We start from the raw sequence: 14,286 nt of genomic DNA on the forward strand, positions 1-14,286 counted from the left end.
TGGCTGGAAATTACTTCGGCATCTCGGCCTTCATGCCTTCCACGTAGTAATTCATCGACGCCAGTTGCGCCGTGGTCGCGCTTACGCCCGCCGGGATTTTCTCGACTCCGGCCTGATCCTTGATCGGCCCGGTGAACAGTTGCAGCGCACCGCTCTTGATATCGGCGATGATCTGCTCGGCTTCGCTCTTCACCGCTGTCGGCACCAGGTCGCTGATCGGCAGTTCAACCGTGCCTTCCTTCAACCCACCCCAATAGTCCCGGGATTTCCAGTCATGGTCGATCACGTTTTGGGTTGCCTGAATGTAGTGCGGGCCCCAGTCGTTGACGATGGAGGTCAGCACCGCTTTCGGTCCGAAGTGCGCCATGTCCGAAGCGTAGCCCACGGCAAACACGCCGCGACGTTCGGCGGCCTGGATCGGCGCTGGGCTGTCGGTGTGCTGGAACACTACATCCACACCCTGATCGATCAGCGCGTTGGCGGCATCCGCCTCCTTGCCCGGATCGAACCATGAGTTGACCCACACCACCTTGATCTCGGTGCCGGGGTTGTACTTGTTCAATGCCAGTTGGATGGCGTTGATGTCGCGGATCACTTCCGGGATCGGGAACGAGGCGACGTAGCCGATTTTCCTGGTCTTGGTCATCTTCGCCGCGAGGAAGCCACCGACGTAGCGGCCCTCGTAAGTGCGCGCCAGGTAAGTGCCGAGGTTCTTGTCCTGCTTGTAACCGGTGGCGTGCTCGAAGGTCACCATGGGAAACTGTTTGGCGACTTTCACGGTCGGGTTCATGTAGCCGAAAGAGGTGGTGAAGATCAGGTCGTATTTGTCCTTGGCCATGTTGCGGATCACCCGCTCGGCGTCGGCGCCTTCGGCGACGTTTTCCACATAGTTGGTGGTGATCTGCGCACCGAATTTTTCTGCGAGCTCCTTACGCCCCTGTTCATGCTGGTACGTCCAGCCGTGGTCACCAATCGGGCCGATGTAGACGAAGCCGACTTTCAACGGTTCGTTGGCACTGACGGTCAAACCGGCGCTCAGGCCGATGGCCGTCGCAACGACGCAAAGCAGCTTCTTCAACGGACGGTTGTGCATGAATTGGAACTCCATTTTGTTGTGAGGTTGGCTGGGCTCTCGGGCTCGCACAGGGCAATGCAAATTGCTGACCAACAAGACAACAAAACGTGAATCCGCGGTGATGCTATCGCGAGCCGGCTCGCGACAGGTCCTTGAAGTCCGATAACAGTGCAGGTCCTTGCACAGCTGCCATCCACTGGTGCGCCAATCCAGATGGCCATGACCCTCCACAAAACCAATGTGGGAGCAAGCTCGCTCCCACAGTTTGATCTGGGTGTGTCAGACCCCGGCGATCAATTGCCGAGCCGCCTGGCTGTGATCGGCAATCAACCCTTTCAGGTCCAGCCCTTCGACCTGCCCATCGATCACCCGCCATTTGCCGCCGATCATCACCCGGTCCGCGCGATCGGCGCCGCACAGCAGCAGTGCCGAAACCGGATCATGGCTGCCGGAGAAGCGCAATTCATCCAGCTTGAACAGGGCCAGGTCGGCCTGCTTGCCCACGGCCAGTTCACCGATATCGGTACGCCCCAACAGACTGGCCGAACCTTTGGTCGCCCAGCCGAGCACGCGCTCCGGGGTGATCTTCTCGGCGCCGTAGCGCAGGCGCTGGATGTACAGGGCCTGACGCGCTTCGAGCATCATGTTCGAGGCATCGTTGGATGCCGAACCATCCACGCCCAAACCAAGCAAGGCGCCGGCATCGGTCAGCTCGATGCTCGGGCATATGCCCGAGGCCAGGCGCATGTTCGAACTCGGGCAATGGCAAATGCCGGTGCCGGCGGCGCCGAGGCGGGCGATTTCATCCGGGTTGAAATGGATGCCATGGGCCAGCCAGGTACGCGGGCCGAGCCAGCCGACGCTGTCCAGATAGTCCACGGTGCGCAGGCCGAAGCGTTGCAGGCAGAAATCTTCTTCGTCGAGGGTTTCTGCCAGGTGGGTGTGCAGGCGCACGTCGAGTTTGTTCGCCAGTTCGGCGCTGTCCGACATGATTTGCGGCGTCACCGAGAATGGCGAGCACGGTGCGAGGGCGATCTGGATTTGCGCGTCGTCACCGCGTTCGTGGTATTCGGCGATCAGGCGCTGGCTGTCGGCGAGGATCACTTCGCCTTCCTGCACGGTCTGTTGTGGCGGCAGGCCACCGTCCTTTTCACCGAGGCTCATGGAGCCGCGGGTCAGCATGGCCCGCATGCCCAGTTCGCGAACGCTCTCGACTTGCACGTCGATGGCATTTTCCAGACCTTCCGGGAACAGGTAGTGATGGTCGGCCGCGGTGGTGCAACCGGACAGCAGCAATTCAGCCAGCGCGACTTTGGTGGCGAGAGCGAGTTTTTCCGGGGTCAGGCGTGCCCAGACCGGGTACAGGGTTTTCAGCCACGGGAACAGCGGCTGATTGACCACCGGCGCCCAGGCGCGGGTCAGGGTCTGATAGAAGTGGTGATGGGTGTTGATCAGCCCGGGCAGGATCACATGCTCGCGGGCATCGAACACTTCACTGCACGGTGCGGACGGTTGTTGACCGGCGCCGAGTACTTCGACGATCAAACCATCTTGCAGCACCAGACCGCCACGGGCATCGAGACCGTTGGCCGTGAAAATGGCGAGGGGATTTTTTAACCAGATACGGGTCGCAGGCATGTTGGCCGGCTCCTCTGAAAGTTGGGTTCAGGGTTGCCAGCTCAGTGTTGCCCTGTCTGCTGATCCAGGGTCGCCGGGGAGGCGAGGTGCGAAGTTTCGATCAAAACGCCGTCACGGGCAAGCCCGGTCCGACCAGGTGGGCGCAAAACCCTGTAGGAGCTGGCTTGCCAGCGAAAGCGATATTCCAGTCGACACCATCGTTGCCTGACACACCGCCTTCGCTAGCAAGCTAGCTCCTACAAAGGGCTGGCGGGGTCACCAGGGAATGGTTTCACCCCGGTAATTGATGAAGTGATGTCCGCCCTTGCCGATATACGCATTCACCTGATCCACCAGACCGCGGGTGCTGGTTTCCACGTCGATGTCAGCGCCTTCACCCCCCATGTCGGTTTTCACCCAGCCCGGATGCAGTGACAGCACGGTGAGCCCGGTTTCGCCCAACTGAGTGACGAAGCTGTTGGTCATGGAGTTCAGCGCCGCTTTGCTGGCCTTGTACAACGCCAGCTCCGGCGCGTCGGGCATGGTCACGCTGCCCAGTACCGAACTCATGAAGGCCAGCACGCCGGTGTCCGGGCGGATCTGGTCGACAAAGCGCTGGGCCAGGTTGATCGGCGCCACGGCGTTGGTGAAGAACAGTTGACCGACTTCGGCCATTGTCGCGCCGCCGTTCGGCGTCTGCACCTCCGTGCCCTTGACCCCGGCATTGACGAACAACAGGTCAAACACTTCGTTCTTGAGTTGCTGGCTCAGGGCGGACACCGCTTGCTGATCGTCCATGTCGAGCTTTTCGATCCGCACCTTGCCCAGGGCCTGCAAGGCTTCGGCTTTTTGCGGATCGCGCACGGTGGCGGTGACTTGCCAGCCATCGGCCAACAGGGTTTTCACCAGCCCGAGGCCAAGCCCTCGGGAGGCACCGATGATGAGTGCGGTTTTTGCCTTGGACATGAGTGGCTTCCTTGAAAATTCAGAGTCGTGGATTCAATGGACACTGTTGCCCGAGCCGTTGTTGAAGCGCAACGTGTCGTGGCTGACGGCGCTGGCCTGGGCTAATTCACCGATGCGCATCATCACGTCTCGAAGGGGACTTGACCCTAGAGCATACTCCAGGCTTTAGCCTTGTTGCTCCCTGAATTGATGGAGCAATGTCGATGTGGACTACAACGCAATATCGCCGGTTGGTGCAAGGCAGTGCCTGGTATGACCTGATTGTGATGCTCGCGTTTGTCACACCGTGGAGTTTTGCAGCGTTGCATGGGGTTTTGACGGGCGTGAGTCAGGCGTTGAGTCTGCCCGGTGAGCTGCCACCGTTCGAACCGGCGCACATGTTGATGGCGAATCTGCTGGGGTCGATTGTCTGCGTCTGGTCGGTGCTGCGGATTCGTGATCCGCAGCAGGTTTATGGACGGTATGACGCCGTGGGCAGATTCCTGTTCTCGGCCTGGCAGGCCTATGCCCTGGTCCATGGCGCGAGTTCGCTGCTGGGGGTTTTTCTGGTGTTTGAATTGGCGTGGGGCATTGCTCAAGTGTTGCCTGTTCGGACGCCATCGCGAGCAAGCTCGCTCCCACAGGTACTGCATTATCCTTGTGGGAGCGAGCTTGCTCGCGATGAGGCCAGATCAGGCAACCCTTAATGCCCAGCCTGCCATGGCTGCCCCAACGACACCGGCGCATACAATCGTGTGCGCAGCGTATCGCGGGACAGCAGCACCAGCACCACAATGGTCGCGACATACGGCAGCATCGCCAGCAGACTGGACGCAATCGCCAGCCCCAACCCCTGCGCCACCAGGTGCAGGATGCTGGCGAGCCCGAACAGGTACGCGCCGAGCAGCAGGCGCCACACCCGCCAACTGGCGAACACCACCAGCGCCAGGGCAATCCAGCCGCGCCCGGCGCTCATGTTCTCCGCCCACATCGGCGTGTATGCCAGGGACAGATAAGCCCCGGCCAACCCTGCCATTGCGCCGCCGAACAACACCGCCAACGTGCGTACAACCAACACCGGCAAGCCCATGGCGCTGGCAGCGTCGGGATTTTCGCCGACCGCTTGAATGATCAGCCCGATGCGGCTTTTCAGAATCACCCAGGCCACCAGTGCGAACAACGCGAACGACAGATACACCAACAGGTCCTGGGCAAACAGCATCCGTCCGATCAGCGGGAGCTCGCTCAAATACGGAATCGCCATCGGCTCGAAACCCGCCAGCGGTTTGCCGACCCACGCCGCACCGACAAAGGTCGACAGGCCCACACCGAAAATCGTCAGGGCCAGCCCGGTGGCCACCTGATTGGCGTTGAACACCAGAGCCACCAGGGCAAAGAGAGATGACAACAGCATTCCGGCAAGCATCGCCAGCAACACGCCGAGCCACAGGTGGCCGGTGCTGAACGCGACGATGAAACCGATCACCGCGCCAAACAGCATCATGCCTTCCTGGCCCAGATTGAGGACGCCGCTTTTCTCGCAGATCAGCTCCCCCAGCGCCACCAGCAGCAACGGCGTACCGCAGCGGACCATGGCGTAGAAAATATTGCTCAGCAGATCGATATCCATCACAAGGCTCCTGCTTGTACGGCGGTGGCTTGGGCGCGGCGGGTCCAGCGCAGGTTCAAGCGCGGTCGGTAGAGAATCAGCACGTCACTGGCCAGCAGGAAAAACAGCATCATGCCCTGGAACAATTGGGTGATCGCTTGCGGCAGGTTCAGGCTCATTTGTGCGCTTTCGCCGCCGATGTACAGCAGCGCCATCAACAGGCTGGAAAACAGGATGCCGAGAGGATTCAGGCGGCCGAGAAACGCCACGGTGATCGCCGCATAGCCGTAACCCGGCGAGACCTGCGGCACCAACTGGCCGATGGGGCCGGTGACTTCGCACACGCCGGCAAGCCCTGCCAGGCCACCGCTGATCAACAGCGCGAGCCAGATCAGGCGCTTCTCGCGAAAGCCGACGAAACCGGCGGCACGTTTGTCCAGCCCGAGCACTTTGATCTGAAAACCGACAAAGCTTTTCTGCAACAACACCCACACCGCCACCAACGCAAGCAAGGCGAAATACACCCCGGCATGCACCCGGCCATCCGCCATCAACAGCGGCAAGCGGCTGGCATCACCGAACATCGCCGACTCGGGGAAGTTGAACCCGGCGGGATCCTTCAAAGGGCCGTGAACGCAGAACAGCAACAGGTTCAGGGCGATGTAGTTGAGCATGATGCTGGTCAGGATCTCATTGGCGTTGAAGCGCGTGCGCAACCACGCCGTCAGGCCCGCCCACGCGGCACCCGCCAGGGTGCCGGTGAGCAGGATCAGTCCCAGTGCCCAGCGGCTTTGTATATCGATGATGTTCACCGCCAATGCACTGCCGGCCAACGCGCCGAGCAGCAGTTGACCTTCGGCACCGATGTTCCAGATACGCGCCTGATACGCGACGGCGAGACCCAAGGCGCAGAGCAGAATCGGCAGGGTCTTGACCAACAGTTCAGAGACGCCGTACAGGTCGCTGACCGGTGCGATAAGCAGCGTGTGCAAGGTCAGTAGCGGGTCGTGCCCGAGCGCGATAAAAAACAGTGATCCACAGCCCAGGGTCAGGACAGCCGCCAGCAACGGCGAGCACCACAGCATCAGGCGCGATTGCTGGCCGCGGGGTTCAAGGGAAAGCAGCATGTGACACTCCGTTAGTGCGTGGCGGATGCGAGTGATTGAGGGGCACCGAACTGGCCGGCCATCCAGCCGCCGACATCGCTCAGGCGCGTATCGACGGTGGCGTGGAGTGCCGACAGCCGACCGCCGCACAAGGCGCCGAGGCGGTCGCTGATCTGGAACAGTTCGTCGAGGTCTTCGGAGATCACCAGGATCGCCGCGCCGGCATCGCGCAAGGCAATCAATGCGCGGTGAATGGTGGCGGCCGCGCCGACGTCCACGCCCCAGGTTGGGTGTGCGGCGACCAGCAGTTTCGGTTGCTGAAGGATTTCCCGGCCGAGGATGAATTTCTGCAAGTTACCGCCGGACAGGCTGCGGGCCGGCGTCTGGCTATCGGGTGTCTTGACGCCGAAGCGGCGGATGATTTCCTCGGCCAGTGCTTCGACGTTGCCGCGCTGGATCAGACCGTTACTCACCAGTCCTTGCTGAAAAGCGCTCAGTAGCGCGTTATCCGCCAGGCTCAACTCTGGCACCGCACCATGTCCCAGGCGTTCGGCAGGGACGAATGCCAGGCCAAGTTGGCGGCGTGCATCGGGGCGCAAATGGGCGACGGGCTCCTTGCCAAAACGGATCGTTGCGCTCACGTTGCGAGGCAGTAGCACTTCGCCGCTGAGCAAGGCCAGCAATTCGTCCTGGCCATTGCCGGCGACACCGGCGATGCCGACAATTTCACCGCCGCGCACTTCAAGGTCGATGTTGGCAAGCGAGCAGCCAAACGGGTCCGGGTTGTGCCAGGACAAGCCACGGACATCAAGGAACGCATCACCTCCAGTAACCTTCGGATAGCCTGCGATCAACTCCGCCGCTTCACCGACCATCAACCGTGCCAACTGCTGATCCGAACACTCGGCCGGCCGGCAATGCCCGGCTACCCGTCCGCCGCGCAGCACCGTCGCGCTATGGCACAACGCGCGGACTTCCCCGAGCTTGTGGCTGATGAACAAAATGCTGCAGCCCTCGGCGGCGAGCCGGCGCAGGGTGACGAATAAGTCGTCGGCCTCTTGCGGTGTCAGCACCGAAGTCGGTTCATCGAGAATCAACAGGCGGATGTCCTGCATCAGGCAGCGAATGATTTCCACCCGTTGCCGTTCACCGATCGACAGGCTGTGGACAAGTCGCTCCGGTTCCAGCGCCATGCCGTAGCGGCGGGACACTTCGCGAATCTTCGGCTCAAGCTGTGTGGGTGTGCCTGCCGCCGCGCCCATGGCCAGGGCAATGTTCTGCGCCACGCTCAGGGTTTCGAACAGCGAAAAATGCTGGAACACCATGCCGATTCCCAGATTGCGCGCCTGGGCGGGGTTGCGCGGGCTTACCCGCCGGCCTTGCCAGATCACTTCGCCGGAATCGGCGTGGGTGACGCCGTAGATGATCTTCATCAGCGTGCTTTTACCCGCGCCGTTTTCGCCGAGCAGGGCATGGATCTCGCCAGGAGCAATGGTCAGATCGATGGCGTCGTTGGCCAGGCAACCGGGGTAGCGTTTGCTGATTCTGCGCAGTTGCAGGCGCGGAATCTGATCAGGGGTTGGAGCGCTATTGGGCATGACAGGCTCAGTGCTGTTGGACTTGTGCCTGTGGATAAAGCAATTTTCTGGCCATCTGGTCAGGAAAACGTCGAAGTCCTGCGAGCAGAGGCGTTAAGTACACAGCTTTCAGATGTGCCACGCAGAGCCCGGCACCACAGGGGGGCAATGGTGCAAATCAAGCACCGATTTTGCTCGTGGGGGTTTTGTTCAAAATATGAGCAACCGACTACAAGCCATAGCGTGCAAGGCGCCGGGACGGCCATGAACGGGTTATCCACAGATTGCTCCACAGTATTTGTGCGCAAGCTCAAGCCACGGGCATAAGCACTGAGTGGCTTTCTTCTAAAGGCGATAAACCGTTGTAACTAGTTGTTTTTATTTAAATTCGATGTGCTTGATGGCAAATAGAACGAAAATTGAGCAAAGTCCGCAAAGCCGTATGACACAAGGGTTACAGCCGTATGTGCTCAGGTTATCCACAGCCGGGTGCACAGCAGATGTGGGCAAATCTGGAATAAGTGAAAAAGCGGCGTGCCCCAAAAGATCGCAGCCTGGGCTGAAGCCTTTCAGCGCTGCTGCAACAAAATACGTCCACGACTCAAATCGGCCAGTTGTGACTGCAGGGTGTCGATTTGCGCATCACCCACGGCCAACTGTAACTCGACACCATTGGCGGTGAAGGTTTCATCCACAACCAGCCCACCTGCCTCAGCCACCCGTAGCTTGACCAGGGGCAACTCGGCAAATCCGCAAGCGCAACGCAGCGGCACCCGGCTGATCAGCTCAGTCTTTGGCGCAGCTTGCAGGCATTTATTCGCACCGCCGCCATAGGCACGGGCGAGGCCACCGGTGCCCAGCTGGATGCCGCCATACCAGCGAATCACCAGCACCGCGACCTGATCGCAATCCTGCGCTTCGATCGCCGCCAGAATCGGCCGGCCGGCCGTACCGCCGGGCTCGCCATCATCAGTACTGCGATACTGATCGCCGAGCTTCCAGGCCCAGCAGTTGTGTGAGGCATTCAAGTCACTGTGCTGCTCGATAAACGCCTGGGCTTCGGCCGGGCTGGAGACTGGCGCGGCGAAGGTAATGAAGCGGCTCTTGCGAATCTCTTCGCGGTATTCGCAAAAACCGCTGAGGGTAAAAGGCATACGTACCTGAGTGGCTACTTAAATGGCAGGTTTCAGGCCGCAGCCCTTGAGAATGATGCGGATCAGGTTGTCCCCGGCGTCTTCCATGTCCTGTTTGGTCAACCTGGTGCGCCCGGTGACGCGACAGATTTGCGTGGCGAAGTCGGCGTAGTGCTGGGTGCTGCCCCACAACAGGAAGATCAGGTGCACCGGATCGACCGGGTCCATTTTACCGGCGTCGATCCAGGCCTGGAACACGCCCGCACGGCCCTGAAACCAGGCGCGATAATCCTGGTTGAAGTACTCGGTCAGGCATTCACCGCCGCTGATGACTTCCATGGCGAAAATCCGCGAGGCTTGTGGCTGGCGTCGGGAGAACTCCATTTTCGCGCGGATGTAACGGGTCAATGCTTCGTTCGGATCGTCTTCGGCGGTGAGGGTGTTGAAGGTGCTGTCCCACAACTCGATGATGTTGCTCAGCACCGCCACATACAAACCGAGTTTGTTGGTGAAGTAGTAATGCAGGTTCGCCTTGGGCAACCCGGCATTCTGGGCGATGGTGTTCATGCTCGTGCCTTTGTACCCGTGACGGGCGAACTCGTCTTCGGCGGCTTTGATGATGGTCTCTTCGTTTTTCTGACGAATGCGGCTGACGGGTTTTGCGCCGTGGGCTGGGACTTCAAAGGTCATAGGCATTTCCGAACTGATGGGGAGGAGGGCGGCCAGTGCGTTGATAGCGCACCCGCAGGCTACAGACAAGTCTTTGGGGCAAAACCAGTCATTGCAGGAGCTGGCTTGTCGGGTCGCTGCATCGCAGCGAAGGCGGCCTGTCAGCCAACATCAATGCTGAATGCACCGGCCTCTTCGCGGGCAAGCCCGTTCCCACAGTTCTGATATCCGACAAATCAGCGCGTCGCCGCCAGGCTTTCGAGAAAACTCTCCAGCACCAGATGCGGGCGACGCCCCTTGCGGGTGACCGACGCCAGGCTGAGGTCGTAGAAGCGTGTTTTCGCTTTCAATGCGCGCAATCGGCCCTGCTGCACCCAAAGGCTCGCATAGTGATCCGGCAGGTAACCGATATAGCGTCCGGTCAGGATCAGGAACGCCATGCCTTCGCGGTCCGAGGCACTGGCGGTGCAATTGAGCGCTTGGTAGTGGGCCTGGATTTCCGCGGGCAATCGGAAGGTGGGTGCGATGGCGTCCTGACTGTTCAGGCGTTCGTCGTCCAGTTGTTTGTCGTCGACATAAAACAATGGATGGCCGACCGCGCAGTACAACAGCGAGCGTTCGCTATACAGCGGCTGATATTCCAGCCCGGAAAGAGCGCTGGCCTGCGGCACTACGCCGACGTGCAGACGGCCGTCGAGCACGCCTTGTTCGACTTCATTGGGCGCGATCATGCGGATCTGGATCTGCACGTCCGGGCCGCGTTCTTTCAATTGTGCGAGGGCATGGGTGATACGCATGTGGGGCAGGGTGACCAGGTTGTCCGTCAATCCAATGATCAATTCGCCGCGCAAGTGCTGGTGCAGGCCGTTGACCTCGGTACGGAAGCTTTCCAGTGCACTTAGTAGCTGCAACGCCGATTGATAGACCTCGCGGCCTTCTTCTGTCAGGGAAAATCCGGCACGTCCACGTTGGCACAGGCGCAGGCCGAGACGTTGCTCCAGATCGCTCATCTGCTGGCTGATCGCCGAGCGCCCGATGCCCAGAACGGTTTCCGCCGCGGAGAAGCCGCCGCATTCGACCACGCTGCGAAAGATCCTCAGCAGGCGAATATCAAAGTCGCTGACCTGGGCCAGCGGATCGGGACGGCGAGTGCTCATGCGGGTTACTCAAAGTTTAGTAAAGGGCTGACTGAACATTAGAAGAGTTGCATTTCATCGACTTTATCTCCGTGGCAATTTAGCTGCAACAACGGTTTTCAATCCTTACGCCGCTTATTGCCTTGCGAGGTTTCGCCCATGAACCAGTCTGAAAACGCTCCGACTTCCCTGGCCAGTCAGCTCAAGCTCGATGCTCACTGGATGCCATACACCGCCAACCGTAACTTCCAGCGCGACCCGCGCCTGATCGTTGGCGCCGAAGGCAGCTGGCTGATCGACGACAAGGGTCGCAAGGTGTATGACTCGCTGTCCGGTCTGTGGACTTGTGGCGCCGGGCACACCCGCAAGGAAATCCAGGAGGCGGTCGCCAAGCAGTTGGGTACCCTCGACTACTCGCCAGGCTTCCAGTACGGCCATCCATTGTCCTTCCAGTTGGCGGAAAAAATCACCGACCTGACCCCGGGCAACCTGAACCACGTGTTCTTCACCGACTCGGGCTCCGAGTGCGCTGACACTGCCGTGAAGATGGTCCGCGCTTACTGGCGCCTGAAAGGCCAGTCGACCAAGACCAAAATGATCGGCCGCGCCCGTGGTTACCACGGCGTGAACATCGCCGGCACCAGCCTCGGTGGCGTGAACGGCAACCGCAAACTGTTCGGTCAGGCGATGATGGATGTCGACCACCTGCCGCACACCTTGCTGGCCAGCAATGCTTACTCCCGTGGCATGCCGGAGCAGGGCGGCATTGCCCTGGCTGACGAACTGCTGAAGCTGATCGAACTGCATGATGCGTCGAACATCGCGGCGGTCTTCGTCGAGCCATTGGCCGGTTCCGCTGGCGTGCTGGTTCCACCACAGGGTTACCTCAAGCGTCTGCGTGAAATCTGCGACCAGCACAACATCCTGCTGGTGTTCGACGAAGTGATCACCGGTTTCGGCCGTACCGGCACCATGTTCGGTGCCACCACCTTTGGCGTGACCCCGGACCTGATGTGCATCGCCAAGCAAGTCACCAACGGTGCGATCCCGATGGGCGCGGTGATCGCCAGTTCCGAGATCTACCAGACCTTCATGAATCAGCCGACGCCTGAATACGCGGTTGAATTCCCCCATGGCTACACCTATTCCGCGCACCCGGTGGCTTGCGCCGCTGGCCTGGCAGCACTCGACCTGCTGCAAAAGGAAAACCTGGTGCAGAGCGTGGCTGAAGTCGCACCGCATTTCGAAAATGCGCTGCACGGCCTGAAAGGCTCCAAGAACATCATCGACATCCGCAACTACGGCCTGGCCGGCGCGATCCAGATCGCTCCACGTGACGGCGACGCGATCGTGCGTCCGTTCGAAGCCGGCATGGCGCTGTGGAAAGCCGGGTTCTACGTGCGCTTTGGTGGCGACACCCTGCAGTTCGGCCCAACCTTCAACAGCAAGCCGCAGGACCTGGATCGTCTGTTCGACGCGGTCGGCGAAGTGCTGAACAAGATCGACTGATTTGACAAAACACCTGTAGGAGCGAGCTTGCTTGCGATGGACGTTAACGATGATGCGGGCTACCTGGATGAACACGGCACCCTCACTATCTTCGCGAGCAAGCTCGCTCCTACAAAAGCTATCTATATGGCAGGCACCCGTTGAAGGGCGTCTGTGGACAACTTTTCAGGAGCTTCCATGAGCGTTATTCCGCATTTGATCAATGGCGAACTGGTGACCGAGAACGGTCGCGCGGTCGATGTGTTCAACCCGTCTACCGGCCAGGCTATCCACAAGTTGCCGCTGGCGACCCGCGAAACCATCCAGAGTGCCATCGACGCGGCCAAGGCTGCATTCCCGGCCTGGCGCAACACGCCGCCGGCCAAGCGTGCCCAAGTGATGTTCCGCTTCAAGCAACTGCTGGAGCAGAACGAAGCGCGCATCTCGCAATTGATCAGCGAAGAGCACGGCAAGACCCTGGAAGATGCGGCCGGTGAACTCAAGCGCGGCATCGAGAACGTCGAGTTCGCTTGCGCGGCTCCGGAAATCCTCAAGGGCGAGTACAGCCGTAACGTCGGCCCGAACATCGATGCCTGGTCGGATTTCCAGCCGCTGGGCGTGGTTGCCGGTATCACGCCGTTCAACTTCCCGGCCATGGTGCCGTTGTGGATGTACCCGCTGGCGATCGTCTGCGGCAACTGCTTCATCCTCAAACCGTCCGAGCGTGACCCGAGCTCGACGCTGCTGATTGCCCAGTTGCTGCTGGAGGCAGGTCTGCCTAAAGGCGTACTGAGCGTAGTGCACGGTGACAAGACTGCGGTGGACGCATTGATCGAAGCGCCGGAAGTCAAAGCGCTGAGCTTCGTCGGTTCGACGCCGATTGCCGAGTACATCTATAGCGAAGGCACCAAGCGCGGCAAACGCGTCCAGGCCCTGGGTGGTGCGAAGAACCATGCCGTACTGATGCCGGATGCGGATCTGGATAACGCTGTCAGCGCACTGATGGGCGCGGCATACGGTTCTTGCGGCGAGCGTTGCATGGCGATCTCGGTAGCGGTGTGTGTGGGTGATCAGGTGGCCGATGCACTGGTGGCCAAACTGGTTCCGCAAATCAAGGCACTGAAAATCGGTGCCGGCACTTCTTGCGGTCTGGACATGGGGCCTCTGGTCACTGGTCAGGCCCGCGACAAAGTCAGCGGTTATGTAGAAGACGGCGTAGCCGCCGGTGCGACGCTGGTAGTGGATGGCCGTGGCCTGACCGTGGCTGGCCACGAGGAAGGCTTCTTCCTGGGTGGCTGCCTGTTCGACAACGTCACGCCGCAAATGCGCATCTATAAAGAAGAGATCTTCGGGCCAGTGCTCTGTGTTGTTCGGGTCAACAGCCTTGAAGAAGCCATGCAACTGATCAACGATCACGAATATGGCAACGGCACCTGCATCTTCACCCGTGACGGCGAAGCCGCGCGGTTGTTCTGCGACGAGATCGAAGTCGGCATGGTCGGTGTCAACGTACCGCTGCCGGTACCGGTGGCTTACCACAGCTTTGGCGGCTGGAAGCGTTCGCTGTTTGGCGACCTGCACGCCTATGGCCCGGATGGTGTGCGTTTTTATACCCGCCGCAAAGCCATCACCCAGCGCTGGCCGCAACGTGCGAGCCATGAAGCTTCGCAGTTCGCGTTCCCTAGCTTGTAAGTAGAAGGGGATGGAAGGCCGGCGCCCTTTATTGTTGGGGGAGCCGGCCTTCGCGTTTCCGGGGCTTTTTGAACCTATATGACAGAATTGTGAAAATAGCTGTTGACGGCAGATTCCAGAGGCCTATAATTCGCCCCACTTCCGGCGCAGTCGAAACGGAAAACTCCTTGGTAAACAATGAGTTACGCAGGTTTCGGCAGTAAGTTGCTTCAGTTCATCGAAGTCAGAAGGAAGTTGAA

At 60.2% G+C, this 14,286-nt stretch carries 12 protein-coding genes; 3 read left to right on the forward strand and 9 right to left on the reverse strand.

Translation table 11 applies throughout. From position 1 onward, the window contains the following. Positions 1 to 10 precede the first annotated feature (10 nt). The 3 genes from KGA81_RS29065 to KGA81_RS29075 form a co-directional block, all read right to left on the reverse strand. Positions 11 to 1,093, reverse strand: coding sequence for a BMP family ABC transporter substrate-binding protein (locus KGA81_RS29065; RefSeq protein WP_223550987.1), 1,083 nt, complete (start codon positions 1,091 to 1,093; stop codon positions 11 to 13). A 261-nt stretch (positions 1,094 to 1,354) separates the two neighbouring features. Further along, on the reverse strand, positions 1,355 to 2,713 hold the full coding sequence (locus KGA81_RS29070; protein ID WP_223550989.1) for an 8-oxoguanine deaminase: 1,359 nt from the start codon (positions 2,711 to 2,713) through the stop codon (positions 1,355 to 1,357). A gap of 255 nt (positions 2,714 to 2,968) precedes the next feature. Continuing rightward, on the reverse strand, positions 2,969 to 3,658 hold the full coding sequence (locus KGA81_RS29075; protein WP_223550992.1) for an SDR family oxidoreductase: 690 nt from the start codon (positions 3,656 to 3,658) through the stop codon (positions 2,969 to 2,971). Positions 3,659 to 3,861: 203 nt separating this feature from the next. On the opposite strand from KGA81_RS29075, the gene KGA81_RS29080 reads away from it, so the two are divergent. After that, on the forward strand, positions 3,862 to 4,344 hold the full coding sequence (locus KGA81_RS29080) for a hypothetical protein (protein WP_223550994.1): 483 nt from the start codon (positions 3,862 to 3,864) through the stop codon (positions 4,342 to 4,344). On the opposite strand, the gene KGA81_RS29085 is transcribed toward KGA81_RS29080, so the two are convergent. The 6 genes from KGA81_RS29085 to KGA81_RS29110 all read right to left on the reverse strand — a co-directional run bounded on the left by KGA81_RS29085 (position 4,341) and on the right by KGA81_RS29110 (position 10,888). After that, positions 4,341 to 5,267, reverse strand: coding sequence for an ABC transporter permease (locus KGA81_RS29085; RefSeq protein WP_223550996.1), 927 nt, complete (start codon positions 5,265 to 5,267; stop codon positions 4,341 to 4,343). The genes KGA81_RS29080 and KGA81_RS29085 overlap by 4 nt on opposite strands. Continuing rightward, positions 5,267 to 6,373: an ABC transporter permease gene (locus tag KGA81_RS29090; protein WP_223550998.1), complete on the reverse strand. Its 1,107-nt coding sequence runs from the start codon at positions 6,371 to 6,373 to the stop codon at positions 5,267 to 5,269. Before KGA81_RS29090 ends, KGA81_RS29085 begins: the two co-directional genes overlap by 1 nt. Before the next feature lie 11 nt (positions 6,374 to 6,384). Beyond that, a complete protein-coding gene (locus KGA81_RS29095; RefSeq protein WP_223550999.1) occupies positions 6,385 to 7,950 on the reverse strand; it encodes an ABC transporter ATP-binding protein in 1,566 nt (521 codons plus the stop codon). 548 nt (positions 7,951 to 8,498) lie between these two features. Then, positions 8,499 to 9,083 (reverse strand): IMPACT family protein, encoded by a 585-nt coding sequence (locus tag KGA81_RS29100; RefSeq protein WP_223551002.1) that lies wholly within the window; start codon positions 9,081 to 9,083, stop codon positions 8,499 to 8,501. A gap of 18 nt (positions 9,084 to 9,101) precedes the next feature. Next, positions 9,102 to 9,752 (reverse strand): TetR/AcrR family transcriptional regulator, encoded by a 651-nt coding sequence (locus tag KGA81_RS29105; protein ID WP_223551004.1) that lies wholly within the window; start codon positions 9,750 to 9,752, stop codon positions 9,102 to 9,104. A 215-nt stretch (positions 9,753 to 9,967) separates the two neighbouring features. Beyond that, positions 9,968 to 10,888, reverse strand: a complete 921-nt coding sequence (locus KGA81_RS29110; protein ID WP_007971880.1) for a LysR family transcriptional regulator — start codon at positions 10,886 to 10,888, stop codon at positions 9,968 to 9,970. 138 nt (positions 10,889 to 11,026) lie between these two features. Here KGA81_RS29110 and KGA81_RS29115 point away from each other — a divergent pair, with 138 nt between their 5' ends. Both KGA81_RS29115 and KGA81_RS29120 read left to right on the forward strand, forming a co-directional pair. Continuing rightward, entirely contained in the window at positions 11,027 to 12,376 is a 1,350-nt protein-coding gene (locus KGA81_RS29115; protein WP_223551006.1) for an aspartate aminotransferase family protein, read from the forward strand. Between the two features lie 177 nt (positions 12,377 to 12,553). Continuing rightward, complete coding sequence (locus KGA81_RS29120) at positions 12,554 to 14,047, forward strand: CoA-acylating methylmalonate-semialdehyde dehydrogenase (protein ID WP_223551009.1); 1,494 nt, start codon at positions 12,554 to 12,556, stop codon at positions 14,045 to 14,047. Positions 14,048 to 14,286 lie beyond the last annotated feature (239 nt).

This window comes from Pseudomonas sp. A-B-19 (genome assembly GCF_019947515.1).
GTDB lineage: Bacteria > Pseudomonadota > Gammaproteobacteria > Pseudomonadales > Pseudomonadaceae > Aquipseudomonas.